The organism is Ruegeria sp. BHSB056, assembly GCF_059613305.1.
Genome location: NZ_JBXWSG010000031.1, coordinates 1 through 25986, shown reverse-complemented (window position 1 = coordinate 25986; position 25986 = coordinate 1). Strand labels below are relative to the sequence as shown.

General features: G+C 56.3%; 28 protein-coding genes. 15 read left to right on the top strand and 13 right to left on the bottom strand.

Going from position 1 to position 25986, the window contains the following annotated elements:
* Positions 1 to 240: 240 nt before the first annotated feature.
* A complete protein-coding gene (locus AC2FND_RS10010) occupies positions 241 to 801 on the top strand; it encodes a hypothetical protein (protein ID WP_496769471.1) in 561 nt (186 codons plus the stop codon).
* Between the two features lie 11 nt (positions 802 to 812).
* A complete protein-coding gene (locus tag AC2FND_RS10005) occupies positions 813 to 1130 on the top strand; it encodes a hypothetical protein (RefSeq protein ID WP_496769470.1) in 318 nt (105 codons plus the stop codon).
* Positions 1131 to 1162: 32 nt separating this feature from the next.
* On the opposite strand, the gene AC2FND_RS10000 is transcribed toward AC2FND_RS10005, so the two are convergent.
* Complete coding sequence (locus tag AC2FND_RS10000; RefSeq protein WP_480485262.1) at positions 1163 to 2377, bottom strand: bifunctional alpha/beta hydrolase/OsmC family protein; 1215 nt, start codon at positions 2375 to 2377, stop codon at positions 1163 to 1165.
* Positions 2378 to 2652: 275 nt separating this feature from the next.
* On the opposite strand from AC2FND_RS10000, the gene AC2FND_RS09995 reads away from it, so the two are divergent.
* Entirely contained in the window at positions 2653 to 2847 is a 195-nt protein-coding gene (locus AC2FND_RS09995; RefSeq protein WP_496769468.1) for a hypothetical protein, read from the top strand.
* A gap of 10 nt (positions 2848 to 2857) precedes the next feature.
* On the opposite strand, the gene dddP is transcribed toward AC2FND_RS09995, so the two are convergent.
* Positions 2858 to 4201 carry a dimethylsulfonioproprionate lyase DddP gene (gene dddP / locus AC2FND_RS09990; RefSeq protein ID WP_496769467.1) on the bottom strand — a complete coding sequence of 448 codons (1344 nt, stop codon included), beginning with the start codon at positions 4199 to 4201 and terminating at the stop codon, positions 2858 to 2860.
* Positions 4202 to 4323: 122 nt separating this feature from the next.
* Between dddP and AC2FND_RS09985 the strand changes: the two genes are divergently transcribed.
* Positions 4324 to 5067: a heme-dependent oxidative N-demethylase family protein gene (locus tag AC2FND_RS09985; RefSeq protein ID WP_496769465.1), complete on the top strand. Its 744-nt coding sequence runs from the start codon at positions 4324 to 4326 to the stop codon at positions 5065 to 5067.
* 36 nt (positions 5068 to 5103) lie between these two features.
* Here AC2FND_RS09985 and AC2FND_RS09980 read toward each other — a convergent pair whose 3' ends face one another.
* From AC2FND_RS09980 to AC2FND_RS09965, 4 genes are all read right to left on the bottom strand, one after another.
* The gene (locus AC2FND_RS09980; protein WP_496769463.1) at positions 5104 to 6006 is read right to left on the bottom strand and encodes a hypothetical protein; all 903 of its coding nucleotides are present in this window, start codon (positions 6004 to 6006) and stop codon (positions 5104 to 5106) included.
* Between the two features lie 200 nt (positions 6007 to 6206).
* On the bottom strand, positions 6207 to 6995 hold the full coding sequence (locus AC2FND_RS09975) for a lytic murein transglycosylase (protein WP_209503538.1): 789 nt from the start codon (positions 6993 to 6995) through the stop codon (positions 6207 to 6209).
* Positions 6996 to 7280: 285 nt separating this feature from the next.
* Positions 7281 to 8687 (bottom strand): type I glutamate--ammonia ligase, encoded by a 1407-nt coding sequence (gene glnA, locus AC2FND_RS09970; protein WP_209503540.1) that lies wholly within the window; start codon positions 8685 to 8687, stop codon positions 7281 to 7283.
* Between the two features lie 33 nt (positions 8688 to 8720).
* On the bottom strand, positions 8721 to 9059 hold the full coding sequence (locus AC2FND_RS09965; protein WP_209503542.1) for a P-II family nitrogen regulator: 339 nt from the start codon (positions 9057 to 9059) through the stop codon (positions 8721 to 8723).
* A gap of 168 nt (positions 9060 to 9227) precedes the next feature.
* Between AC2FND_RS09965 and AC2FND_RS09960 the strand changes: the two genes are divergently transcribed.
* From AC2FND_RS09960 to tig, 3 genes are all read left to right on the top strand, one after another.
* Positions 9228 to 10931, top strand: coding sequence for an NAD(P)H-hydrate dehydratase (locus tag AC2FND_RS09960; RefSeq protein WP_496769461.1), 1704 nt, complete (start codon positions 9228 to 9230; stop codon positions 10929 to 10931).
* A gap of 309 nt (positions 10932 to 11240) precedes the next feature.
* A complete protein-coding gene (locus AC2FND_RS09955; protein WP_496769459.1) occupies positions 11241 to 12365 on the top strand; it encodes a porin in 1125 nt (374 codons plus the stop codon).
* Between the two features lie 173 nt (positions 12366 to 12538).
* On the top strand, positions 12539 to 13870 hold the full coding sequence (gene tig / locus AC2FND_RS09950; protein WP_480504714.1) for a trigger factor: 1332 nt from the start codon (positions 12539 to 12541) through the stop codon (positions 13868 to 13870).
* Between the two features lie 103 nt (positions 13871 to 13973).
* Here the strand turns inward: tig and AC2FND_RS09945 are convergent, their stop codons facing one another.
* The 6 genes from AC2FND_RS09945 to rpsF all read right to left on the bottom strand — a co-directional run bounded on the left by AC2FND_RS09945 (position 13974) and on the right by rpsF (position 17767).
* The gene (locus tag AC2FND_RS09945; protein WP_480480382.1) at positions 13974 to 14828 is read right to left on the bottom strand and encodes an acyl-homoserine-lactone synthase; all 855 of its coding nucleotides are present in this window, start codon (positions 14826 to 14828) and stop codon (positions 13974 to 13976) included.
* Positions 14829 to 14935: 107 nt separating this feature from the next.
* Positions 14936 to 15637 (bottom strand): autoinducer binding domain-containing protein, encoded by a 702-nt coding sequence (locus tag AC2FND_RS09940; protein WP_209596813.1) that lies wholly within the window; start codon positions 15635 to 15637, stop codon positions 14936 to 14938.
* A gap of 235 nt (positions 15638 to 15872) precedes the next feature.
* Positions 15873 to 16358, bottom strand: a complete 486-nt coding sequence (locus tag AC2FND_RS09935) for a lytic transglycosylase domain-containing protein (RefSeq protein ID WP_209503554.1) — start codon at positions 16356 to 16358, stop codon at positions 15873 to 15875.
* A 166-nt stretch (positions 16359 to 16524) separates the two neighbouring features.
* Positions 16525 to 17145 carry a 50S ribosomal protein L9 gene (gene rplI, locus AC2FND_RS09930; RefSeq protein ID WP_209503556.1) on the bottom strand — a complete coding sequence of 207 codons (621 nt, stop codon included), beginning with the start codon at positions 17143 to 17145 and terminating at the stop codon, positions 16525 to 16527.
* A 12-nt stretch (positions 17146 to 17157) separates the two neighbouring features.
* Positions 17158 to 17385, bottom strand: coding sequence for a 30S ribosomal protein S18 (gene rpsR / locus AC2FND_RS09925; protein WP_005608650.1), 228 nt, complete (start codon positions 17383 to 17385; stop codon positions 17158 to 17160).
* A 28-nt stretch (positions 17386 to 17413) separates the two neighbouring features.
* On the bottom strand, positions 17414 to 17767 hold the full coding sequence (rpsF, locus tag AC2FND_RS09920) for a 30S ribosomal protein S6 (protein ID WP_209503558.1): 354 nt from the start codon (positions 17765 to 17767) through the stop codon (positions 17414 to 17416).
* Between the two features lie 281 nt (positions 17768 to 18048).
* Between rpsF and AC2FND_RS09915 the strand changes: the two genes are divergently transcribed.
* On the top strand, positions 18049 to 18567 hold the full coding sequence (locus tag AC2FND_RS09915; protein ID WP_209596809.1) for a hypothetical protein: 519 nt from the start codon (positions 18049 to 18051) through the stop codon (positions 18565 to 18567).
* A 125-nt stretch (positions 18568 to 18692) separates the two neighbouring features.
* On the top strand, positions 18693 to 19265 hold the full coding sequence (locus tag AC2FND_RS09910) for a YceI family protein (protein ID WP_496769456.1): 573 nt from the start codon (positions 18693 to 18695) through the stop codon (positions 19263 to 19265).
* Between the two features lie 57 nt (positions 19266 to 19322).
* Here the strand turns inward: AC2FND_RS09910 and AC2FND_RS09905 are convergent, their stop codons facing one another.
* Positions 19323 to 20546 (bottom strand): cytochrome b/b6 domain-containing protein, encoded by a 1224-nt coding sequence (locus AC2FND_RS09905; RefSeq protein ID WP_496769454.1) that lies wholly within the window; start codon positions 20544 to 20546, stop codon positions 19323 to 19325.
* 174 nt (positions 20547 to 20720) lie between these two features.
* Here AC2FND_RS09905 and fabD point away from each other — a divergent pair, with 174 nt between their 5' ends.
* The 6 genes from fabD (at position 20721) to fabF (ending at position 25870) form a co-directional block, all read left to right on the top strand.
* On the top strand, positions 20721 to 21659 hold the full coding sequence (gene fabD / locus AC2FND_RS09900; RefSeq protein WP_209503566.1) for an ACP S-malonyltransferase: 939 nt from the start codon (positions 20721 to 20723) through the stop codon (positions 21657 to 21659).
* 42 nt (positions 21660 to 21701) lie between these two features.
* Complete coding sequence (fabG, locus tag AC2FND_RS09895; RefSeq protein WP_480504723.1) at positions 21702 to 22439, top strand: 3-oxoacyl-[acyl-carrier-protein] reductase; 738 nt, start codon at positions 21702 to 21704, stop codon at positions 22437 to 22439.
* Positions 22440 to 22646: 207 nt separating this feature from the next.
* Positions 22647 to 22880 carry an acyl carrier protein gene (locus tag AC2FND_RS09890; RefSeq protein ID WP_050602116.1) on the top strand — a complete coding sequence of 78 codons (234 nt, stop codon included), beginning with the start codon at positions 22647 to 22649 and terminating at the stop codon, positions 22878 to 22880.
* Between the two features lie 138 nt (positions 22881 to 23018).
* Positions 23019 to 23558 carry a GNAT family N-acetyltransferase gene (locus AC2FND_RS09885; protein ID WP_209503570.1) on the top strand — a complete coding sequence of 180 codons (540 nt, stop codon included), beginning with the start codon at positions 23019 to 23021 and terminating at the stop codon, positions 23556 to 23558.
* A 122-nt stretch (positions 23559 to 23680) separates the two neighbouring features.
* Positions 23681 to 24424 carry a 1-(5-phosphoribosyl)-5-[(5-phosphoribosylamino)methylideneamino]imidazole-4-carboxamide isomerase gene (locus tag AC2FND_RS09880; RefSeq protein ID WP_496769452.1) on the top strand — a complete coding sequence of 248 codons (744 nt, stop codon included), beginning with the start codon at positions 23681 to 23683 and terminating at the stop codon, positions 24422 to 24424.
* Between the two features lie 180 nt (positions 24425 to 24604).
* Entirely contained in the window at positions 24605 to 25870 is a 1266-nt protein-coding gene (gene fabF, locus AC2FND_RS09875) for a beta-ketoacyl-ACP synthase II (RefSeq protein WP_496769450.1), read from the top strand.
* Positions 25871 to 25986 lie beyond the last annotated feature (116 nt).

The following is a 25986-nucleotide window of genomic DNA, read 5'->3' as shown; positions in this document are numbered from 1 at the left end:
TCGTTTGTTCGGGCTTTTCAGCAGCTGACGGGTTCGGAAAACTGTCCAGCAAAGGATATGGCACGGCAGTGACGGGCAGGGTGCTGCAGAAAGACAGGTTTTGTACCTGCACTAGTTCTCACCGGATCATGCTGCCAGTTGGGGTGGATACCCGTCTTGCCCTTGCTGCCAAGCGATGCTGGACAAACAGCGCTTTGACAGTTCAATCTGATCGGAAGGAACTAATCAGGTTATTGAGATATGCGTTCATTTTTATGTTCGATACTTGCCCTCTGTGGTGCATTTTACGTCGACACAGCTGCACCAGCACTGGCTGACACCCCCGTGACCTACACCGAAGCAGGCCAAGCGCTTTTTCGGTTCGAAGTGCCCGACTTCTGGATTCTTCGCACCGGCGGCCCGCGCGAGATTGAGGATACCGAACTGGGCGACGCCCGTGCGGTCGCACGGGTTATAGGGTTCCGGCCGGTGACAGACGACGCGGTGTGGATGGGTTTCGTATCACCTGCGGGGGTTGGAACAATTCAGGGCGGTGTCCGGTACCTGCAGGATATCGACAGGTTTCTGGTCAAAGACCCGACGATGACCAGCACCAGCGATACCCGTATTGGCGGGTTGCCAGCACGCGTGTTTCGGGGCACCGGGCACCGGGACGGCAAGGGGGTAAGCTTTACCGCCACCGTCATTGACCTTCCGCAAGGCCGGGTTGCCATAGCAGTTGCCATTCTGCGGGACGGAGCAGACCCGAGTTTTGCTGATGATCTGAACGCCGTATTCGCCTCGTTCCGGGCGCTTCAGTAAGGGAGGGGGCGATGAGCATTAGACTGATCAAAAGGATGTCCCTTGCGTTGGGGTTGGGGATCGCGACTTTGACGCTGTCGGCCTGTGACGGTGTGACAGTTGGGGTCGGGTACGGGTATGACCCGTTTTACGACTCGATGCTGTGGAACGACTACTACCATGACGTGGATGTGGACATTGACATAGATCGCCCCAACCGGCCTGATCGACCAGTGCGCCCCGAGCGTCCGAAACCACCTGTTGCCAAGCCTCCCGCGCGCCCGCGCCCACCTGTGGCGCGTCCGCCGGTTGCCCGCCCGCCCATTCATCGACCGGGCTCGCGGCGCTAAGGAACAAAAGGCCGCCTGTCAGGCGGCCTTTCTTATGAAAGAAGCTCGGTCGTAATGTGGGCCGAGCCTTCAAGCGTCCGGTGAACCGGGCACTTGTCCGCAATCTCAAGCAAACGTTGCCTTTGCTCCTGATCCAGCGGGCCGCTCAGGCGGATTTTCCGGCGAAACTGGTCCACCTTGCCATCATTCACCAATCCGGCATCCTGTGCGTGAACCTTGTCATGACACACATCGACGCTGACATTTGTCAGGGGCCAGCCTTTGCGCCGGGCGTACATGCGTATTGTCATTGATGTGCAGGCCCCCAGACCGGCCGAGACAAAGCCATAAGGCGACATGCCCTTGTCCGTACCGCCATAAGATGCGGGCTCATCCGCGACCAGATGGTGGTTTGGACCCGCCTGAATATCCTGCATGAACCCGCCCGGATCTGCTTCGGTTATGCGCACAACGCCCTCTGGCGCACCCGGTGGCGGAGCGGGTGGGCACAGTTTCACATAGCGTGAAACCCAAGCGGCAATAACATCCGCTGCATATTCGGCGTCAGAGGCGCGCGTGATCAGATGATCGGCATCGTCGAGAGTTACAAAGCTTTTGGGGTGTTTCGCGGCCAGAAAGATCGCGCTCGCATTGTCGATGCTGACCGTTTCGTCGCGTGGGGCATGAAGGATCAAAAGGGCAGCTTTAAGGTCGGCGATTGCAGATGACAGGGCCGATTTGGCAATGTCGTCCACAAAAGCTTTACCTATGCGGAAGGGGCGACCACCCAGAGAGACCTCGGCACTGCCATCCTCTTCGATCTGAGGCAGCGCCGCCTCAAAGTGATGCGACACATGGGCGGGGTCCGCCGGTGCACCCAAAGTCACGACGGCTTTTACAGTGGGAATACCTGCCCGCGCCCGCAACACCGCCGCGCCCCCAAGCGAGTGGCCGATCAGCAGGGCAGGTGCCATTTTTCGACCAGCCAGATATTGCGCGGCTGAAATCAGATCCTCGACATTCGAAGTGAAGGTCGTATTGGCAAACTCGCCTTCGGAATGGCCCAGTCCGGTGAAATCGAACCGCAGCACCGCAATGCCCATGGCTGCCAGTCGGGCAGAAATGCGCCGGGCGGCCGGGATATCCTTGGAGCAGGTAAAGCAGTGGGCGAACAGGGCCGTTGCCAGCACCGGTCCGTCCGGCAAATCCAGTCGCGCCGCCAATTGGCTGCCGTCATGTCCGGCAAAAGTGATGCGTTCCGTGGGCATGTCGGCTCCTTGAATGGTACGGGGGAACACGCCCAATACTGTGTATTTGCCCCTTGGGTCACAACCCTTAAGTCACACGCGTAACGGGAAGGTGAGAACGAATGGGTGTTTCACAGACTGCGCAAGATCCCTGTCGCCTTCGGGCCGCATGGCGGCAGAGCTCTTACCTTCTTTTAATATCAAAAAATTTGATGATGATGCAAACAAACATTCGTTTCACTTATGATCCTCCACATCCCATTTGTGGTTCCTGAAAGCTGAAACAGGAGACACAGATGTCACATGCAGATATTGCACCCCGGATACCCGACCTGCGTTCACGTATGATCCTGGCTATAGTTTTGGCCGGCGTTGCCGGGTTCGCGATTGGCCAATCCTGGCCCGCGCCCCAAGGTGGTTCACAGGTTCAGATCAGCCCTGCCCCGGAAGATTGGCATGGAAATGTCCGCCGTTCCCATTGGTCGAATTGAAGGCCCGGCCTTATTCGATCCCCATCAATTGGGGGTCAAAGGGATACTTGGACAGGTTCTCATACCCGGTTTCGGTTATGAGAACCTGATCCTCAAGCTTGATGCTGAAATCGCCACCGACTTCGCCAACGCAGGCTTCGACGCACAGCACCATGCCGGGCTCCAGCGGATAGTCATATGCGCCTTCGACGGCTTTGTCCGGATACGCAACCAGCGGCCATTCATCACACAATCCCACTCCGTGCATCAGGCAGCCATATTTCTGCGCCTGAAACTTGTCGTCAAGCCGGTGCGACATGGCGGTAAGTTCCGGGATCATTACACCGGGCTTCAGCATCTGCATGTTGGTCATGATGTGTTCATGCGCGTGCTGCATGGCATAGATCATGTCAGGGCGGGGCTTCTGGTCGCCAATCCACCATGTGCGCGAGATATCGATGCATATTCCGTATGACCCGATCAGGTCGGTGTCGAAGGCGATGATTTCGTTGTGCTGCGTGATGCGCGGGCCGCATTCCTGGAACCACGGATTTGTGCGTTGGCCTGACGCCAGCAGCCGGGTTTCGATCCATTCGCCACCGCGACGGATGTTTTCCGCGTGCAGAACAGCCCAGATATCATCCTCGGTTGTCTTGCCATTGCCGACATTCGCGCGTGCAAAGCTCTCCATCTCCGCTACAGCGGTTTCGCAGGCGTGATTGGCACAGCGCATGGCCAGAATCTCATCCGGTCCCTTCACGGCACGGGTTTTTTCGGTCAGCTCTTCGCCTTCCATGACCTCAAAGCCCTGCGCCTCAAGCGCGCGCAGACCGTGCAGCATGATCTTGTCGACGGCCAAACGTTTGTTGCCGCCACCATGCGCATCGATCAGCACGCGCACCTCGTTCGAAAAGACATCTGCCGCGATATCCACCTTGTCGCCACGGTCGAAGTAAAACAGGTCCGCACCTGAACGCTGTTCGCGCACCAGCGGATTGAACGTGCTGAGGAAAGGCGAGTTCTTGTAGTCCCATATCACCATATAGCCATCGGCACATAACAGCACCGCGCGAAACGGGTTATGCGTATTCCATAACTGCATGTTCGTGCTGTCGGTCGCATAGCGGATGTTCAGCGGGTCAAAAACCAGCAAACCTCCGTATCCGCGATCAACGATGGCCTGCGTCAGACGCTTCCAGCGATGTTCCCGCATCCGTGCAAGATTGGGCAGTTCCAGACCTGCCGCAGCCCATTCGTCAAAAGCCAGCTGTGTCGGCCCGATCTCGATCCGGTCATTTTCGTTTGGCGTGCCATCACCCAGCGTAGCGCCTCGGCTGGGGTCAATCTTGCGCGTGTCTCGGTAATGCTTGTTCATGACGGACCTCGTTGCTTGTTCAGTCAAACCTAAGGTGCCCATGTGGATCGTCTTGGAAAAATGCGACGGCGATCCTGTCGTTTTCGACCGACAAATATTTCGACCCATGCTAAGTCGCTGGTATGAATAAAATTCTGCAAGATAAAATACCGTATGATGTCGGCAACCCGCGTGCTTTGCCGGGTATCCAGCCTGCAACGATGGAAAACTGGTTGCATCGGGACGAGGCTTTTGCCGGTCAGATGCGACGCCGGGAAAAGCTGCTGACGGAACGCCGTGATGACGTTCTGGCGCTTGATCCGCAGGCAGAACCCGCCGCTCGGGAACTGCTCGACCTTGTGCTGTCGCAGGTCTATCCCAATGCAGCTGAAGAAGTCGTCAGACCCGATGGTGTAACGGTCGCGGTCGACCGGACCCAGCCGCTTGATACATTGTGCAGGCTGGTACAGGAGGATTTTTGCATCCTGCAAAAGCGTGGAACAGAACATGTTTTGACCGGCGCAATCCTGTGTTTCCCGGCCAGTTGGCTTTTGTCCGAGAAATTCATGCGGCCGCTGATCGACATTCATGTGCCGGTCGCAAGTTACGACGAAAATATCGCTAAGCGGGTGCAGCGCCTATTCGATGGGATTCAGCCCGGTCGCCCACTTTGGCGTTTTAACGTGCTTTGGTATGAAGACGCCGAGTTGTTTCAGCCCCGAAGCGCAAATGACAGGCGTTCAGTCACAGATCGACGTCAATCGTCCTACCTGCGAAGTGAGCGGCAAACCCTGCTGCGCTTGCCGAAAACGGATGCGGTCGTTTTTTCGATCCACACTTATGTTCTGGCCGCGAACTCGGTTCCCAAAATGGAAAACCCCGCCTGAAGGCGGGGCATCCAAGGAGGGTCTTCTGTAATTCTCTTATCGGCCCAAGGCGGCCGCAACATCGGCAAACGCATTCGTTGCATTCAGCGCAACTATCGCGAAGGTAAAGACAAGCACCTGTGTGTTGAGGCGAAAATCCTCACCCCGGATCAGATTGACGGCAGCCATTGACAGGGCAATCGGGGTCGAAACGCCTGCCAGTACACCCGTCATGCACCAACTGCTGAGACGCAAAACGTCGCTTGGCTTTACGACCCCATCTTCGTCATCCAATGTTTCCTGTCCTGGCCTGTTTGTATCTTCACTGCGAAACGCAATGCTGAGCAATTGTTCATCTGTCAGTTGGATCGGGCGGGCCGCAGGCGTGTGAAGAACACTAATGGTGTCTTCGTTCTCGGGCACATTCACCCCCGAGAATTGCCCGGTCAGCGACTGGAAAATCTGTTTTCTGTCGCGTGTTCGGCTGGGGGCCAGAGTGTCAAAGGCGCTCATGAACTGTTCGACCGTCAGAACAGTGTGTGGCGACAGCCATTCAACGCGCCGGGTCGAACAAATGTCGACCATGCGATACAGAATTACGACCATCATCAGTTCTGAAATCTCGGAGTCATCCAGCAGGGGTGAGACCGGCGTGATCGAAAGAACCAACCTGTTTTGCGGATTTGCGGCGCGGGGTTTTGTTATCGTTTTTAGCCCCGCGGCGCGATCCATACGCTCGTACCGGTCTTCCTGCTCGGGGGTGCCTGTATCCAAGGTCAGTCGCACAAGGTACTGACTTGAAACAATGCTTGCTTCGGAATTGCTCAGCAACGCCTTGCGTTCGACCAGATGGCCGTAATCTTCCAGCGTCGTGGCAACGATTGTGCCAAAACGCTCGATCGCGCCATTTGCGTTGCCATTGAATTGCAGGCCGCCATGGTAGCTGTGCTTCCGAGCCACTGCACTGTCCTTTTTTGCGTACTGTTCAGCAAACACTGTAACAACCATTCGTGAGGAGAATTTGGCGGAAAATGCAAAAAAGGTGATTTTACCCCGGCATTGGTTACGCATTGGAAACCAAGAAACTAAAGGCTTTTGTTTGTCACTGTGGCGGAAATGTGGCGAAAGCGGGTGCGGAGTGTGTTTTTGGTGCGACCGGGCTATTGGTCGATTCGGGCGGCCATGATTGCTATGGATTGCTGATAAACAGAGGCCGCGTTCCACTGTTGCAGTACTCGAAAATTCGGCTCCCCTGGCTGATAGCCACGCCCCGGCTTCCACCCTTTCTTGCGAAGAAAATTGGCGGTCGAGGCAAGCGCATCGGTCATGTCATAGAAGTCCACCCGACGGTCGCCTGTGGCATCGACGCCATAGGTCAGAGCGTTGCCCGGCAGGAACTGAGTGTGACCCAACTCGCCATGTTTTGCCCCTTTTGTCGCCACGGTAATGCTTCCTGCGTCGACCAGTTTCAGTGCCCCGATTGCGTGCGGAACAAAGAACTCGGATCGGCGACAATCATAGGCCAGTGTCGTGATTGCGGAAACAACCTGACTGTCTCCCATGAAGGTGCCAAAGCCGGTTTCCATGCCGTGAATGGCGATCAGAACGCCCGCCGGAACACCGTATTGCCGTTCAAGCGCAGCGTAGAAACCCGGATTGGTTGCTTTGCGCTTGCGCCCTTGCGAGACGATTGCATCAGCACCTCTGACACGCATGAATTTGTCCAGCGTGTATTTGAAGCTTTTCTGATTGCGATCCGCCGCAATTGTGCGCGTGGCGTATTGCGACTGGGCAAGCGCCTGAAGTCCCTTCTTTTTCACACCAGCCTTGCGGGCCTGCTGGGCGAAATCGGCCTTCCAGGCCTCGAACCCCGCGCTGGTATTCCCACAAGGCGCGGCCAAAAGGGGCGAAGACACAAGCAGAGCGAATAATACGTACAGGCGAAACATGCAGATAATCCGGTAGTGTTGAAATCTGTGACCAGCCTACCTTGAGCTTTGATTTGGGCAAAGCAGTTCGTTGGAGTTGCGCCAACCGCTCCTACTCAAGCCAGTTGATTGATCTGAGGAACGCCTTTGAAGGGTTTCAGATCCTCAGCATCGTGCACTGAGCAGGGGCAACGAAAAGGTGATTAATCTGCGCTGTGGCGCCAGAAAAGGCTGAACAGCGATGGACCGGCGCAAATGAAAAAGGGGCGCCCGTATAGGCGCCCCTGTAAATCCATGCCGTATTGCTTAGCAGCTGTAATACATGCCGTATTCAACCGGGTGCGGGGTGTGCTCGTAGGTTTCAACCTCTTCCATCTTCAGCGCGATATAGCCGTCGATCTGGTCTTTGGTGAACACGTCACCTTGCAGCAGGAAGTCGTGATCAGAAGCCAGCGCTTCCAGAGCTTCACGCAAGCTGCCGCAGACAGTCGGGATACCGGCCAGTTCCTCGGCAGGCAGATCGTACAGGTTCTTGTCCATGGCTTCGCCCGGATCGATCTTGTTTTTGATGCCGTCAAGGCCAGCCATCAACAGAGCGGCAAACGCCAGGTAGGGGTTTGCAGCCGGATCGGGGAAACGAGCCTCGACACGTTTTGCTTTGGGGCTTTCGGTCCACGGAATACGAACACAACCCGAACGGTTACGGGCCGAGTAGGCGCGCAGAACGGGGGCTTCGAAACCGGGGATCAAACGCTTGTAACTGTTGGTAGCCGGGTTGGTGAAGGCGTTCAGTGTCTTGGCGTGCTTCAGGATACCGCCGATGAAGTACAGCGCTTCGTCCGAAAGATCAGCATATTTGTCGCCTGCGAACAGCGGCTTGCCGTCCTTCCAGATCGACATGTTCACGTGCATGCCGGTGCCGTTGTCACCTGCGATAGGCTTCGGCATGAAGGTCGCCGATTTGCCGTAGGCATGAGCCACGTTGTGGATGACATATTTGTACTTTTGCAGCTCGTCCGCCTGCTTGGTCAGGCTGTCGAAGATCAGGCCCAGCTCGTGCTGGCAAGACGCTACTTCGTGGTGGTGTTTGTCGACCTTCATGCCCAGACGCTTCATGGTCGATAGCATTTCAGACCGCAGATCCTGCGCTTCGTCGATCGGGTTCACAGGGAAGTAACCGCCCTTGACGCCCGGACGGTGGCCCATATTGCCCATTTCGTATTCGGTGTCGGTGTTCCACGATGCATCAGTTGCATCAACTTCGTAGGATACCTTGTTGATTGTGTTCGAATAACGGACGTCATCAAACAGGAAAAACTCAGCCTCGGGACCCATATATGCGACGTCACCGATTCCTGAGGCCTTCAGGTAGGCTTCGGCTTTCTGCGCTGTGCCACGCGGGTCACGCTCATAGGCTTCGCCTGTATCGGGCTCGACAACCGAGCAGTGCACGCAGATGGTTTTCTCTGCGTAGAACGGATCAACATATGCACTTTCGGTATCGATCATCAGCTTCATGTCCGATGCTTCGATCGACTTCCACCCTGCGATGGACGAACCATCAAACATGAAGCCTTCGTCCAGGAAGTCTTCGTCGACCTGATCGGCCATCAGGGTCACGTGCTGCAGCTTGCCGCGGGGGTCGGTGAAACGGACGTCGACATATTCGGCGCCCTCTTCCTTGATCAGCTGAAGAACTGCGTCCTTGCTCATTCTCTTGATTCCTCTGACTTGAAGATAGTGGTGTTACAGTGCGTCCGAGCCGGTCTCGCCGGTACGGATGCGAATGGCTTGTTCAACCGGAGAGACAAAGATCTTTCCGTCGCCGATTTTGTCGGTCTTGGCTGCCGACACGATGGCCTCGATGGCCGCATCGACCTGGTCATCGTCCAATACGACCTCGACCTTCACCTTGGGCAAAAAGTCGACAACATATTCCGCGCCACGATACAGCTCGGTATGGCCTTTCTGACGGCCGAAACCTTTGACTTCGACGACGCTGAGACCCTGAACACCTACGTCCTGCAACGCCTCTTTCACTTCGTCCAGCTTGAACGGCTTGATGATCGCTTCGATCTTTTTCATCCGGCTCACCTTCAATGGTTGTCTCTGGGGCAATGATCACGTCTAAGATCGGGCGGCAATGTGATTGCGGTATCGGTCGGGGCGGGATCCGTTGAAATCAGGCTCTGTGCTAATTTTTGAGCGAGTTGCACAAAAAGTAATCGAAATTGAATCGTGTGAGGGTGTGACATGACCGAATTGCTGACAGCGGCGCAGATGAGAGCGATTGAGCACGCGGCTATCGAATCCGGTGATGTTACGGGCTTGGACCTGATGGAGCGGGCAGGGCAAGGCGTTGTCGAGGCGATCTTTGAGGAATGGCCAGAGCTGGTCAGGCGAGGGGCCGGCCCCTCGCGCTCCCCGGAGTATTTCGCAAAAGATGAAGAAGATCCGCGGCGCGCTGTTGTGTTGTGCGGGCCCGGAAACAACGGCGGTGACGGGTTTGTCGTGGCGCGGCTTTTGCTGAGGTTGGGCTGGAAGGTTAAGGTATTCCTGTATGGCGATCCTGACAGGCTGCCACCGGATGCGCGGATGAACTATGAGAGATGGGATGAGTTGGGTGACGTCATTGAGTTTTCCAAAGTGAGCTTAAAGGATGATCACTTGGCTGGTTTTGGGATGCCTGATGTATTGGTAGATGCGATTTTCGGCACGGGTTTGACGCGCCAAATTGATCCTGTGCTTGGGCAATCGTTGAAGTTCTTTTTCAACCTGTCATCACGTGTTCGCTTTGTGGCAGTCGATTCTCCTTCGGGGCTGTGCATGGACAGCGGAAAGGTGCTTGGTGCCCGAGCGAAAATATTGACCGATGCAAGACCCCTTTCTGCGGATCTGACAGTAACCTTCGAACGAAGAAAACTTGGGCATGTGTTGAGCGACGGTCCGGCTTATTGCCGGAAAGTGAGCGTCGCAGCAATTGGTCTGAATGAAACGTCGGAGCGGCACTGGAGACAGGTTTTTTTGCAAGGAGAAGGAGCGGGCAGGGTTCCTGCTCGCGGCATTGATTTAAACGACCACGAGCTTGATAGCCGGCGGCGCGCAAGAGCGCTTTTGACAAAGTACAGCCATCTGCCTTCAGTCGTTGCGCACAAATACACCCATGGCCACGCCCTGATCCTTTCCGGTGGGCCCGGCAAGACCGGTGCAGCGCGCCTGGCCGCGCGGGGGGCATTGCGGATAGGGGCAGGGTTGGTGACGCTGGGTGTGCCATCCTTGGCTTTGGAAGAGGTGGCGAGCCAGATCACCGCCCTCATGCTACAGTGCGTTGATGGTTCTCAAATGCTGTCAGACGTACTGCAGGACGTGCGAATGAACGCCCTTTGTCTGGGCCCCGGTTTGGGGTTGGAACGAGCGCGGGACCTGGTGCCGGTCGCCCTGATTGCGAAACGTGCGACAGTTCTGGATGCGGACGCGCTGGCGGCTTTTGCGGGCGATCCCGGAAAACTGTTTGAAATGCTGCATGACCGCTGCGTACTGACCCCGCATGGCGGAGAGTTTGCGCGGCTGTTCCCCGACCTGTCGGAGAAGCTGAGCGAAACGCCTGTCAGAGGCCCCGCCTATTCCAAGGTGGACGCAACACGAGAGGCAGCGGCACGTGCGGGATGTGTCGTGTTGTTCAAAGGGCCGGATACTGTCATTGCGGCGCCGGACGGGCGATGTTCGATCAATGCCGCATGCTATGATCGCGCAGCCCCTTGGCTTGCAACCGCCGGGTCAGGCGATGTGTTGGCCGGTTACATCGCCGGGCTATTGGCGCGGGGATTCGATCCGATGACGGCGGCTGAGACAGCAGCATGGCTGCACGTGGAATGCGCACGTCTTTTCGGGCCGGGATTGATCGCCGAGGATCTGCCTGAGCAGTTGCCCGGTGTTTTCAAACAGCTGAATATCTAGTTGTTTTGAGCAGAAAGCAGCTCAGGCTCTGTCAGAATGGCATGTTTTCGCTGTCAAGATGTGCGCAGATGCATACCGCATATTTGCCAGGTGCATAGGCAGGCATCACTAATCGTTTGCAAGCTGCCAGTACGAGATGGAGCCGTATCTTGTAAGTTAATGAAAAATAATGTAAAATGTCAAAATTATTAGTATGTTCTGTTGCTAAAATACAATTCTTGCGTAAGACAAGGCGCAGACCACTGGAACGCTCGGATTCAGTAAACAAATGGGCAGTATCTGAACCCCGAACCAATTATGGTGAGTGAAATGACCCCAAATATCAAAAAGATATCGGTTGCTGCCTTTCTGTCTGCCACGGTCGCTGTTCCGGCAGCCGCAGAGCTGAAATACGAAAATAACAGCGGCGGCTATGTGCTGCTTTACGGGCAGTTTAACCCGGCCTTGATTTCTGTTGATGACGGACAAGATACCGAGACCCGGGTCCTCGACAACGATCTGTCGAACAGCCGGGTTGGCCTGCGTCTGATGCAGCCGTTTGGCCAGAACGAGTTTACGTTCCGCTTTGAATCGGCATTGGGCTTGCCGAACTCAAGTGAATGGAACCAGAACGGTACAAACTTTAGCGGCTGGACTCGCGACGATATCCGGTTTGTGGATTTTGCCTTGAAGGGCAGCTACGGCAAATTCTCGGCTGGTCAGGGCAGCATGGCGGCAGATGGTGCTGCCGAGGTGGACCTGTCCTATGTCGGCACCGCGCTGTATTCGTTCACAAACGATGAGAACTCGGGCTTTTTCTATCGCGGCACGAATGGTGTGCTGAGCGGTATTACGGTTGGTGACAGTTCCAGCAACTTTGACGGCTCACGTCGCGGGCGTGTGCGGTATGACACGCCAACGGTTAACGGGTTCTCGGCCGCTTTTGCATATGGTCAGAACATCCTGTCCAGCAGTGACGATGATGACTACTATGATGTCGGTGTGTTCTATGAAAACACCTTTGCAGGCGGTGTAGAGTTTGCGGCAGCTGTCGCGTATTCAGTGCGGGACCGGGATGACAATTCAGGGGATCGCAAGGATACACTCGGTTCGGCCTCGGTACTGTTGCCCAGTGGTCTGGGTTTCACGATTGCCGGCGGCACGCGTGACGATGACCGAGCCGGCCAGACGGATCCGAACTACTGGTACGGCAAGGTCTCGTACGAGGGGAACTGGGTATCCTGGGGCAAGACAGGTGTCGGTATCGATTATTATGATGGCGCGGATTTCGAGACCAACGGGTCCGACACCAAGGCATGGGGTATCGCTGTCGTGCAGAAGGTCGAAGCGATCAATACCGATGTTTACCTGAAGTATCGCAACCACGATTTCGATGACGGAACGTCGTTCGAAAACAACGAGGCCTGGGTTCTGGGCGCGCGCTGGAAGTTTTAATTGCCTTCCAGCGATCCAACACGAACGCCCCGGTTTTCGGGGCGTTCTTTTTTGCCAAAACCAGGTTGATTCAGCCTTTGCCCCTTGCACGTTGGCGGCAGGGCAAATAGAAGGCGTCAAATTTGCCCGGCGCGCCCGTTTTGCGCGCCCCGAATCCTATGGGGACTACCAAAATGCAGGTTACCGAGACGCTGAACGAAGGTCTGAAACGCGGCTACAACATCGTTGTGACCGCAGCCGAACTGGACGACAAGGTCAATGAAAAGCTGACCGAAGCACAGCCGGAAATCGAAATGAAAGGCTTCCGCAAAGGCAAGGTGCCGATGGCGCTGCTGAAAAAGCAGTTTGGCCAACGCCTGCTGGGCGAGGCGATGCAGGAATCCATCGACGGGGCGATGAACAAGCATTTCGAGGACAGCGGTGACCGCCCCGCGCTGCAGCCCGAAGTCAAGATGACCAACGAGGACTGGAAAGAAGGCGACGATATCGAGGTCGCGATGTCCTACGAAGCGCTGCCCGCGATCCCTGAGGTCGATCTGAAATCGGTTGCGCTGGACAAGCTGATCGTCAAGGCGGATGACGCCGCCGTCGAGGAAGCGCTGAACAACCTCGCTGAAACCGCTCAGGACTTCAAAGCCCGCCGCAAGGGTTCGAAAGCCAAGGATGGCGACCAGATCGTGTTCGATTTTGTCGGCAAGGTTGATGGCGAAGAATTCGAAGGTGGATCGGCCGAAGATTACCCGTTGGTTCTGGGTTCAAACAGCTTCATCCCCGGTTTTGAAGAGCAACTGGTCGGTGTGAAGGCCGAGGAAGAAAAAGACGTCAACGTGACCTTCCCGGAAGAATATGGTGCCGAACACCTGGCCGGAAAAGACGCGGTCTTCACCTGCACGATCAAGGAAGTGAAAGAGCCGGTTGCAGCCGAGATCAACGATGAGCTGGCGATGAAGTTCGGCGCCGAGGATCTGGCCGCTCTGAAAACTCAGATTTCGGAACGTCTGGAAGCAGAATATGCGGGCGCGTCGCGTGCTGTTATGAAGCGGGCCCTGCTGGACGTGCTGGACGAAAAAGTGTCGTTCGACCTGCCGCCGTCGCTGGTTGAAGCCGAAGCCAAGCAGATTGCACATCAGCTGTGGCACGAGGAAAACCCTGAAGTAACCGGTCACGACCACGGTGAGATCGAACCCACCGATGAGCACAACAAGCTGGCCGAACGCCGCGTGCGTCTGGGTTTGCTGCTGGCCGAGCTGGGCCAGAAGGCAGAGGTGGAAGTCACCGACGCCGAGATGACCCAGGCGATCATGAACCAGGCGCGTCAGTACCCGGGTCAGGAACGCCAGTTCTTCGAGTTCGTGCAGCAGAACGCTCAGATGCAGCAGCAACTGCGCGCGCCGATCTTCGAAGACAAGGTTGTCGACTATGTGTTCGAGCTGGCGCAGGTCAGCGACAAGGAAGTCAGCAAGGACGACCTGCAAAAAGCCATTGAGGCATTGGAAGAGGAATAATCCTCTTCCTTCCCTCTTTGTTCAGAGAGGGGTAAAAAAAACGGAGCCGCCTGTAAACAGACGGCTCCGCATGGGTGGCTTTTGTATCTATGAGGTGAGGGGGTCAGGCCTCATGAGCAAAAGCACGGGGGGTATCTAGCAGAGCGATCTTCTGCTCTGGTGTGAACGTATCCGAGAGCGCTTCGATCAGCTTCAGAACGTCCTGACGTTCAGCTTCGTTTCTTGCGGCGCTCATCTGTTCCACAAAATACTTCTCAAGATCAGTCAGTGGCTTGTGATCCTGATTGGCCGGGCTCTGGGTTGCTGCCTTTTTGGCTGCAAACAGTGCCAGCGCCTCTTCGTCATCCATAAAGACGTTCTCATGGATGCCTGCAAACTCACGCAAGCCCGAGATGCGTTCATCGGTGCAATCCAACAGCGCGGCCAGTGCCGAAACTTTCCCCATGGGAACCGTTTCGCCGACATAGTCATATGGCGCGCAGTTCGACCGTTTCAGGACCCGGTCCATAACCGGATCGATTACGGTGATGATATCCTGAATGCCTGCGTTCTTGGCATATTCCAGAGAGCCGATCATCAGCTCGCAGGTGGCGTAAGAGACAGAATTCTTTTCCTTGCCGCGTGTAAGACGTTGCGTGTCCACGCAGAAGCGTGTCGATTCCCACATTGTTGCACTGCGAAGTGGTGCTTCCCCGCAGAGGATGGCCGAAAACACATCCGACAACATATGAGGTCCTGTGGTCTGAAGGGCACGCACGGCTGCGACGACATTCCCCCCGTCGTCGAGTCCGATTACGTATGCCGGGTCCAGATGATCGAATTCATCAATTTCCTTGCCGTCTTCGATCTTTACGTCCCATCCAAGACGTCCGCCAAAAACACGCGCTCTCAACTCGAACATTTCGTCAAGAACTTCGCTGAACATGTGTCTGTTCAGGCCATCTACCACGATGATCATTTCTTCCCCCTTCGAGTGGTTGTTCGGTAATACTGACGTTACCGCTCTCGAAAGATTTTTCTATTGGGGGATTCCCGTATTTTGGCGAAATTTGGGGATTTTTTTGTTTATCCCGGGGTAATAAGCCCGATCGCGATAGCCCGCCCTACGGCCTGCGGGGTGGTCAGCGCACTAAGCTTTTCCCGGCTAGAACGCAAGTGTACTTCTACGGTTCGGTGCGAAATAGACAAAATATCGCCAATATCCTGCTGCGACTTACCTGCAGCGACCCATTGCAGGATTTCCGCTTCGCGAGAGGACAATGTCGGATGATATAGTGCGCCGGTCAGCTGATCCGAGGACACAACGTTGTCGTGGATGTGCACGGCCATGGCCTGCAAATCGCCGATAAAGTTTGTGTAAAGCTTGCGCCACTCTTCCTTGCTGCAATTTCGGGTAGCGCTCAGCAGGCCAATATCACCGTAAGGGCCGCGTACCGGGATCGTAACACCCTGACTGGGCAAGCCAAAATCATGAGCATCCCGGAACACGCGTTGAAAGTCTGGACTTCTTTCAAGACGGCTCCAGTCCACCGGCGCAATACTGCGGCGGGCCATGTGGATGGTCGGATCGATCATGATCAGACCCTGTTTCTGGTAGTGCTCATTCCAGGCGTCGTCATAGGTGACAAAGCCAGCCACTGTTCCAGCTGCTGGGTTCATACCAGCATAGGCAGCATGATCCATGTCATGCTTCTCACAGATTTGCCTTAGAAATTCGGTATATCGAACTTCAGAATCCGGCAGAGTGCTCAGATCGACAATTTCCATGTGGCGCCTACCAGCTGTGGCCCATCTTGCCGCCCGATGGTGTCGTCGAGCATGCGTATTACACAGAGTGGAACCCGTTTACCTCACCAAGTCAGAACACCATACTTTTCTAAACATGACAAGGAGAGGTCTTAATTGTCTGTGCAATACAGCATATTGCGACAACCAATAGAGCATTTTTGTCACTATTCACTCTCAAGTGCTGATTTTGGTCGATTTCTGACGCGAATGACCGTCAGGGTGCAGGTCTCAAGCCAGTTTCGACCAGCATTCCCTTGGCTTTTGCCTCTGGATAGTAACCTTTGGCGTACAAGAAAATAGCCCTGCGTTGATCCCCGTCGGCCAACAGCCAGGCTCCGCGCAGGTACCTTCCCGCAAATTCAAGGTTGGTGTCCGCGTCAAGCAAACCTTCGGCTTTTCCGGAATAACCCATCGAGCGCGCCGTGGCGGGCAGGACCTGTAGAAGACCGTAATAGGGCTGGTTGACGGCCCATGGTCGGTGGGTGCTTTCACGAATGGCCAGCTTGTGAACCAGCTCCCGCGGAATCTCGTAATGGTCCGCCCATCTGTTGATCGAAGCTCTCAGCTCGGGCGTTTCATTCGGGTGGAGCGGCGGGTCAAAATGTGGCGTGCCCGCCTTGGAGACCTGGTCTGCCCCGCAGGCAACCAACGACACAAATAGAAACAGTGCCAGAAAACTTTGGCGCAGAAATACAAGCATTTTTCGGTCCTCTGAGTTTCGGCGGTGATGATACGGATCGACAATCAGCCTTCAAGCTTACCCCGGAAAATGGGCTGAAACTTGCCGGTACGACCTGTGAACACACAGGGAAAAAAGAAAAGGCCGCGCTTTGGCGCGGCCTTTAAAGTGCTCACAAGCAGCCGGATCAGGCTTTCGCTTCGTCTTCTTCAACCGGTGCTGCGTCGGCAACCATGTCATCATCATCCGAAGCGGCCGAGCCGATGTCGTCGAACAGTTCGGCGATCTCGAATTCAGCAGCGGCTTCTTCTTCAGCAGCCAGTTCCTGAATCGATTTGCCCGAAGCCTGCAGTTCAGCTTCTTCTGCCGAACGGGCCACGTTCATTTTGATTTCGACTTCAACCTCGGGGTGCAGTTTCACTGCGACAGTGTGCAGACCCAGTTCCTTGATCGGGGCGATCAGGATGATCTGTTTCTTGTCGACGGTGAAACCTGCTTCGGTTGCGGCGTCAGCGGCGTCACGCGGGGTGACCGAACCGTACAGAGCGCCGGCATCCGATGCCGAGCGAATCACGACGAACTGCTGACCGTCCAGTTTTTCAGCCAGGGCCTCAGCTTCTTTCTTGGTTTCCAGGTTGCGGGCCTCAAGCTGCGCTTTCTGGGCTTCGAACGACGCGATGTTGGCGTCCGATGCGCTCAGGGCTTTGCCTTGGGGCAGCAGGAAGTTGCGGGCGTAGCCAGGCTTGACGTCAACGACGTCGCCCATCTGACCCAGTTTCGCAACGCGTTCCAGCAGGATAACTTGCATGTCAGTCTCTCCTTACTTCACAGCGTAGGGCAGCAGGGCGAGGAAGCGGGCGCGCTTGATTGCACGGGCCAGTTCACGCTGCTTTTTCGCCGAAACGGCCGTGATGCGCGAAGGCACGATCTTGCCACGCTCAGAGATATAGCGCTGCAGCAGACGGGTGTCTTTGTAGTCGATTTTCGGCGCATTTTCACCCGAGAACGGGCAGACCTTGCGGCGGCGGAAAAATGGTTTTGCGGCCATGGGTTATAGTCCTTTTCTCAGGCGTTGATCAGCGGCGCTCGCGGCGTTCGCCACGTTCGTCGCGCTTCTGCATCTGAACCGACGGACCATCTTCGTGGCCGTCGACCTTGATGGTCAGAACGCGCATGACATCTTCATGCAGACGCATCAGGCGTTCCATTTCCTGTACCGCGCCCGAGGGGGCATCGGTTTTCAGAAAGGCATAGTGGCCCTTGCGGTTTTTGTTGATCTTGTAGGCCATCGTCTTGACGCCCCAGTACTCGCTGTCAACCAGCTTGCCGCCGTTGTCAGCCAGAACGGTGCCGAAATGTTCGACGAGGCTTTCCGCCTGCGCGTTGGACAGATCCTGACGCGCGATCATTACATGCTCATACAGTGGCATGTGCACTCCTGTTTATATCAAGGCGCATTTCATAGGCGGGGCCAAACGTTCCTTCGCGACCCTGCCACGAGAGGCTGCGCGATTCATACGACTGCGAAGGATGGCCCCGTATACACGTCTGAGCCGCAAGGGCAAGCCCTGCCACACATGCCTCTGAGACGCCGCCCAAATTCCTTTGGGTCGCCCAATTGCTGACGCTTTTCGGCTCAAAGTTGTTTTGCATACCGGGCATCAACCGGACCAACAGAATTTCGAAAGTAACCTTAAAAGGGTGACGCGTTATGACCGCTACTAACACAAACGCATATCAGGAAAACGTTGCCGGCTCGCGCTTTGAGAATTCGGTGCCGGTAATGATCACATTTGCACCGAACTGGAAGGCCCGCCTGATACTGGCTCGGATGGTCGGGGCGTTTTTGATCGTTTCCGCGTTTTCAATGTGGTTGATGCCCGGATCGGTCGTTGGCGCAGATGTTTGGCCGATCAAGATGGCGGCATCCATGCTGTTTCTGGTCGTTGGCGTCGCCTTGTTGACAATCGAGGTTTTCGACCCGCGCCCTGACGCCTATTTCGACCCGATCCGCCGAGAAGTCCGGGTGTTGCAAAAGAACGAAGACGGACGCCCTCAGACTGTCCTGCGCCGCAGCTATGACTCGCTGGGTGGGGCGCGTTTTGAAGAGAATGAAGTTCACCTGTTTGACGTGGACGGCAGTCTTTTGATGAAGCTGCCACTTGAATCGGCGGATGTCAGCCGGGCGCTGAAAGGGCAGCTCAGCAAAAGCGTAACAATTTTCGGTTGATTTTTATTCTGTTCAAAAAAGAACAGAAGTTGTGAATCAAAAAAGGTTGTGTGCCGCCCTTGGGCGGCACATTTTGTATTCAAGCAGTCCTGACGGACTGCATTCACAAAACCGCGGAGATTGATATGAAATCCACCCTTCTTGCTGCTGCATTGGCCGTATCAGCGACAACGGCATTCGCCAGCGCCGAGAAATACGTGTTGGATCCCAGCCACAGCCAAGTCATTTTCAGCTATGACCACCTTGGGTTTTCAACCACGACTGGCATGTTTTCCGGCTTTGAAGGCGAGATCATGTTCGACCAAGATAACCCCGCCGCTTCGAGCGTGAGTGTGTCGATGCCCGTTTTGGAGATGTTTACCGGCTGGAAACCCCGTGAAGATCACTTCATGACCGAGGATTTCTTTGGCGCGGCCGAAGGGGATTTGATCACCTTTACCTCGACAGGAATTGAGGTGACTGGTGAAAACACCGCGAACATCACCGGCGATCTGACGATGAACGGTGTGACCAAATCGGTTGTTCTGGACGCAAAGCTCAACAAGGCTGACACCCACCCGATGGCAAATCAGCCCTGGGCTGGTTTCAACGCGACAACAACGCTTGTCCGCAGCGAATTCGACCTGGGTCAGTTTGCACCGTTTGTCAGCGACGAAGTGCAAATCCAGATTTCGGTCGAGGCACAAAAAGCCGAGTAATCACAGAATCACGAACAGAAAAACGCCGGTGATCAAATCACCGGCGTTTTTTTTGCCTTACTGACCGCGTGCCGCTGTGAGTTCTACGGATACTGCGACGGTAAAGCCCAGCGAGTCTTCGGTAGGCTGCGATGTGCCTACATCAAACTCCAACCGGTTAAGTTCGGTTGTGCCCGCCATGGTGGCCGTGTCGCCCTGAAGATCCAGTGAGAAGGGCAAAACGACATCGATCGACTGGTCGCGAATTGTAAGCGGACCGCGCGCCTCGTACCCATTTTCGGTTTTATAAAGGTCGGCCTTGAACTGAGCAGTCGGGAACCGGGCGTTGTCGAAGAAATCCGGTCCCATGGCCTGATCGGTTACGGTTCCAAGACTAAGCGAGCCGATGCCTATCGTGACATCGACAGATCCTGCCGGGCCCGGCTCTGTGGGTTCGTCAAAAGTAATTGCGGCCGTCCAGTCAGAGAACGTACCCGTGACGGGGCTGTTCAGTTGCGAAATCGTAATCGACAGCGTGCCGTTCTGAACCTGCCATTCGGATTGAACCTCGGCCAGTTGGACATCCGGTGCTTCACTTACGTTAGGGGTAAGCTTACCCGTTGCCCAGCCTCCGGTGACGACGACACCCCAGACCACCAATGCGGCGACGGCTGGAGTCAGTGAATGGGTTTGATGTGGTGGTTCCGGCACATCAGACAGGCCCGGTAACATCCGGCGCAATGTGCCGTCCTTGTCGATGACGTGATGTTTCAGCGCACCTGCAACGTGTAGGACAAGGGAAACAACCAGAACCCACATGAAAAGCCAATGCAGAACTCCTGTAACCTCGGCCACGGCGGTGGATTTCGGTACAAAAGGCAGGTTTTGGCCGAAGGGCCAAAGGATTGGGGCAAAGCCTTCGGTCGCGGCGTGGTGAATCCAGCCGGTCAGCGGCACAAGGACCAGCGAACCGTAAAGCAGCCAGTGGACGGTTTCAGCGGCAAAGGCTTCGGGCTTGTTGTCAGCATTCAGAAGGCCGGGCTTGGTTTGCGTGAACGCCCAAAGAATGCGGGCCAATGCCACGAAGAACACGGTAACCCCCACGGTTTTATGCAATGAGAACACGCGCGCCGCACGGGCAATTTCCAACTCGGTAGGGGCCGTTGCCGAGTGCAGCACCGCATGCGCCAGATTATCTGCGACCCAGCCGAGGGGCAAAGCCGTGAAGATCAGCAACGCGGTCAGCCAATGAAACGTCTTTGCGATGCTGCCGTAGCTTGAAAAGGAATTGGTCGATTGCATATGTCGCGCGCTCCGGGATTCTTGTGTGTGCCCAAGGTAAAGCCGGATGAAACAGACACAAGTGAGCGCGGGTGCACACAAAAGGTGCCAGAATGCAGAAAGCAAGCAATGCTTGTGCCAGACGGTCAGTCAGTTTACACCCCGCCGCAACCTGACGCCATCCATGAGGTTGCAATGACACTCGCGTTCGTTTTCCCGGGGCAAGGCGCCCAGACCATAGGTATGGGCAAAGCTCTGGCTGAGGCCTACCCGGCGGCTCAGGCCATTTTCGATGAGGTGGACGACGCGTTGGGCGAGAAGTTGAGCAGCCTGATCTGGGACGGCGATATTGCTGACCTGACACTGACCCAGAATGCGCAACCCGCGTTGATGGCAACGTCGATGGCAGCCATGCGCGCTTTGGAAGCCGAAGGCGTATCTGTCAGCAAGGCGGCTTTTGTGGCGGGGCATTCACTGGGTGAATACTCGGCTCTGGCCGCAGCGGGTGCCTTGTCTGTTGCAGATACTGCGCGTCTGTTGCGCACCCGTGGTCAGGCCATGCAAAGCGCCGTACCCGTGGGCGAGGGGGCCATGGCCGCTATTCTGGGGCTGGATCTGGAGGCCGTGCGCGCCGTGGCGGAAGAAGCCGCACAGGGCGAGGTCTGTCAGGCCGCAAATGACAACGATCCCACGCAGGTCGTCGTGTCGGGTTCAAAAGCGGCTGTCGAACGCGCTGCCGAGATCGCCAAGGAAAAAGGTGCAAAACGTGCCGTTATGTTGCCGGTAAGTGCTCCATTTCACTGTGCGCTGATGAAACCTGCTGCTGATGTAATGGCAGAAGCGCTTGCTGCCGTCGAAATTAAGGCCCCTGTCGTACCTTTGGTGGCCAATGTGCGCGCCGAGGCTGTCAGCGACCCGGATCTGATCCGTCAATTGCTGGTCGAGCAAGTGACGGGTTCGGTTCGCTGGCGGGAAAGCGTGCAATATATGGCGGCTCAAGGCGTGACTGAAACATGGGAAATCGGCGCTGGCAAAGCGCTGTCCGGTATGATCCGCAAGATCGATCGCGAAATCGCGGGCAAGGCTGTGGGTACACCGGAAGACGTCCAGAAGGCCATTCAGGCCGAATCGTAAGCTCAATTCGCGTTGTAACCGACGCAGCAAGAGGGAAACCGAATGTTTGATTTAACAGGTAAGAATGCGCTGATCACCGGTGCTTCGGGCGGTATCGGAGGCCACATCGCACGGGCGTTGCATGGCGCAGGTGCAACGGTTGGGTTGTCCGGTACACGCGTTGAACCGCTTCAGGCTCTGGCCGACGAACTGGGTGAACGCGCGCATGTTCTGCCCTGCAATCTGAGTGACCCGGAAGCCGTTGAAGCGTTGCCAAAGCAAGCGGTCGAGGCGATGGGATCGGTGGACATTCTTGTAAACAACGCCGGAATCACGCGCGACAACCTGTTCATGCGCATGTCTGATGAAGAATGGCAAAGCGTCATTGACGTGAACATGACCTCGACCATGAAACTGTGCAAAGGGGTGATCCGGGGCATGATGAAGGCGCGCTGGGGCCGGATCGTCAATGTCTCGTCCGTTGTGGCCGCAATCGGCAATCCGGGGCAGGCGAACTATGCAGCGTCGAAGGCCGGTATGATCGGATTTTCCAAGGCTTTGGCCCACGAAGTCGCGACCCGCGGAATTACTGTGAACGCCGTGGCACCTGGATTTATCACGACGGCAATGACCGAGAAACTGACCGAGGAACAGAAAAAGGGTCTGTTGCTCAAGGTTCCGGCCGGGCGCATGGGCGATCCGGAAGAAATTGCAGCTGCGGTTCTGTATCTTTCCAGCCCCGAAGCGGGCTATGTTACCGGAAGCACCTTGCATGTGAATGGCGGTATGGCCATGTTGTGAGCGCGACAGGGGCGAGTGCGAAAGCGTTTGCCTCTTGCGTCGACTATGCTATAGGCGGCGCATCTATGCGGGGCCGGTCGTTCAGGTCGGCCTTCTATTTCCCGGTTCGCCGGGACCGAAACCGCCCAAAACGGGCAAACCAAAGCCAACCCGTGCGGGCAAGGGCAGAATCGGGCGGACCGCCCTGTAAAGGAATGAGGAATAGACATGAGCGACGTCGCAGATCGCGTTAAGAAGATCGTTGTTGAGCACCTGGGTGTTGAAGAAGATAAAGTCGTGGAAAACGCGTCCTTCATCGACGATCTGGGCGCAGACAGCCTGGACACTGTTGAGCTGGTCATGGCCTTCGAAGAAGAGTTCGGCATCGAGATCCCCGATGACGCAGCCGAGACCATCCAGACCTTTGGCGACGCCGTCAAGTTCATCAGCGAAGCGTCCTAAGCGTTTCTTTCTGATCAAAATCGGCGCTTCCGGGCAACGGGGGCGCCGTTTTTTTATGCCTGCCCGAATTTCGGGCTTGCGCGGCTATTGTGGCCTGCGCACTGTTTCTACTGAGGCAAAACTCAAAGTGGACAGGGCATGATAAGATCCACTCCGATGATAAATACCGCGCGTTTGACGCTGTGCGCCATGCGCCCAGAGGATTTTGACCGGTTCGCGGAAATCTGGCGTAACCCTTGCGTAGTGCAGCATATCGGCGGTTCTCCCCGATCGCGTGGCGAAGCGTGGGATTCGTTCTTGCGTAATGCGGGGCATTGGCAGATGGCCGGTTTTGGTCAGTGGGGCGTAATGCAGCAATCGAATCGTACGCTGATCGGGCAAGCCGGATTCTTCTATAGCAACCGACGCATGGGCGAGGATTTCGACGGCTTCCCCGAGGCAGGGTGGGTACTGGTCCCCGAAGCACAAGGGCAGGGATTGGGATACGAGGCCGCCAAGGCTGCGCATGACTGGTTTGACCGGGTGATTCCCGGACCGTTGGTCGCGATGATAAACGCATCGAACGCGTCTTCGCAGAAACTCGCCAAAAAGCTTGGCTATGTTCTGATGCGGGAAGGGGTGTATAATGAAACCCCGGTGCATTTGTTAAGGCGCAACGGACCGCCAGCCCGCGCGTAAATTCGCCACTTAATCAGTATGCCGCAAAATGGCCAAACTGTGCCGATCCCGGAGATTTCGGGCGGGCATTCCAGTTGTATGGTGCCGGGGATTTCAAAACGATTGAGCGGAGGACCGAGCTCATGAGGATTTACCCCACGATGGAACTGCAGAACGGCCGGTGTGTCTCACTGGACAAAGGTCGTCTGGATGATGCGATGATCTGGCACGTGAATCCGGTAGAAACCGCACGGAGCTGGGCAGAGGCGGGTGCCGAATGGATGCACCTGACGGATTTCGACGCGATCGAGGGCAAGGATACCAACGCGCAGCTGGTCGAAGATATCATTCGCAAGGCCGAGATTCCGGTGCAGTTGGCGGGTGGCATGCGCACGCGCGAACAGATTGAGCGCTGGATCGACAAGGGCGCGGGCCGCGTTGTGGTTGGCACGCTGGCCGCGCGCGAACCGAACCTGGTCAAGGAACTGGCCAAGCTTTACCCGGATCAGATCGTGCTGTCGGTTGATGTGTGGCAAGGCCTTGTCATGACTGACGGCTGGCGCAGCCAAAGTGCATTCACGCCCGAAGCCTTTATTGATGCGTTCGGCGATGCGCCCTTTGCCGCTATCGTGGTAACCGACATCGACAGTGACATGGAAGATGTCGAGGCACAGCTTGGTCTGATTTCGCGGCTGGCAAACCACTCGCGTACCCCGGTGATTGCCAGCGGTGTCGTGCGCACAGCAGACGATATCTCGCGGCTGGCATACATCCCCAATATCTCGGGTGCGATTGTCGGGCGTGCGTTGTTCCGCAAGACACTGGACTTGGCCAAAGCACTTGAAACTGCCAAATCGGCCCACGAGCCGGTCGCGCAGTTTCAGTAAGCAACTCCGCCCTTTCGGCTGGACGCGCGAAGGGGCGGTTTTTGACAAGCGCCGAATTTCCGGTTTCCTTGGGAAATCGGCGGCAGGACGCCAGGGCGGAAAGAACCGTTGCTCTTGCCCCCGCACCCCGGGCCGGGGTATGAGCGGTTCTCATAAGAGGAAGCAGGCAAGAGGCACTTCATGCGCAGAGTCGTTGTAACCGGTCTTGGATTGGTCACTCCTTTGGCCAGCGGGGTCGAGGAAACCTGGTCGCGGCTGCTGGACGGAGAGTCCGGCGCAGGTCCAATCACGCATTTCGATGCAGAGGCAAGCGGGGTCGCAACGACCTACGCCTGCGAGGTGCCGCGCGGCGACGGAACCAACGGAACCTTCAATCCCGATGACTGGATGCCGCTGAAAGAGCAGCGCAAGATCGAAGACTTTATCCTGTATTCTATCGCAGCCGCTGAAATGGCCTGTAAGGATGCAGGCTGGTTGCCGGAAGACGAAGAATCGCGCTTGCGTACCGGTGTTCTGATCGGCTCGGGCATTGGTGGTCTGGGATCGATTGCCAATACTGCGAACCTGATCCGCGACAAGGGTCCGCGTCGGGTATCGCCGTTCTTTATTCCGGGCGCTCTGATCAACCTGGCCTCGGGTCAGGTATCAATCCGTCACGGGTTCAAAGGGCCGAACCACTCGGTCGTGACCGCATGTTCAACTGGTGCGCACGCAATCGGCGACGCCAGCCGCATCATCCGGGCGGGTGACGCGGATGTCATGGTGGCAGGTGGTGGCGAGGGCTGCATCTGCGAGATCGGTATTGCCGGGTTCAACGCATGTAAGGCGCTGTCGACCAAATACGCAGATAATCCCAAGGCTGCCAGCCGACCCTATGACGTGGACCGTGACGGTTTCGTGATGGGCGAGGGTGCCGGCATCGTGGTTCTGGAAGATTACGAACACGCCAAGGCGCGTGGTGCCAAGATCTACGCAGAGGTGCTGGGCTATGGTATGTCGGGCGACGCCTATCACATCACCGCCCCGTCCGAGGATGGCGACGGGGCCGAACGCTCCATGAGAGCCGCGTTGCGCAGCGCCGGGCTGGAGCCGAAAGACCTGGATTACATCAACGCGCATGGCACCTCGACCATGGCGGACACGATCGAACTGGGCGCGGTTGAGCGTCTGTTGGGCGAGCATGCAGGGAATGCGACGATGAGTTCGACCAAGTCGGCAACCGGTCACTTGCTGGGTGCTGCAGGCGCGATTGAGGCGATTTTCTCAATCCTGGCGATCCGCGATCAGGTCGCACCGCCAACAATCAACTTGGACAACCCGGCAGTTGAAACTCTGATTGATCTTGCCCCCAACGCCAAGCGCGAGCGTGAAATCAATGTGGCGCTGTCGAACTCGTTCGGGTTTGGTGGAACCAACGCCAGCGTGATCTTCGGAAAGGTCAGTTAAATGTGGCGGGCCATCGCTTCGAATGCGCTGACCATCCTGGTGGTCGGCCTGTTTCTGGTGGGCGGTCTGATCCTGTGGGGACAATCGCAGTACAAGGCCGAAGGCCCACTTGAAAC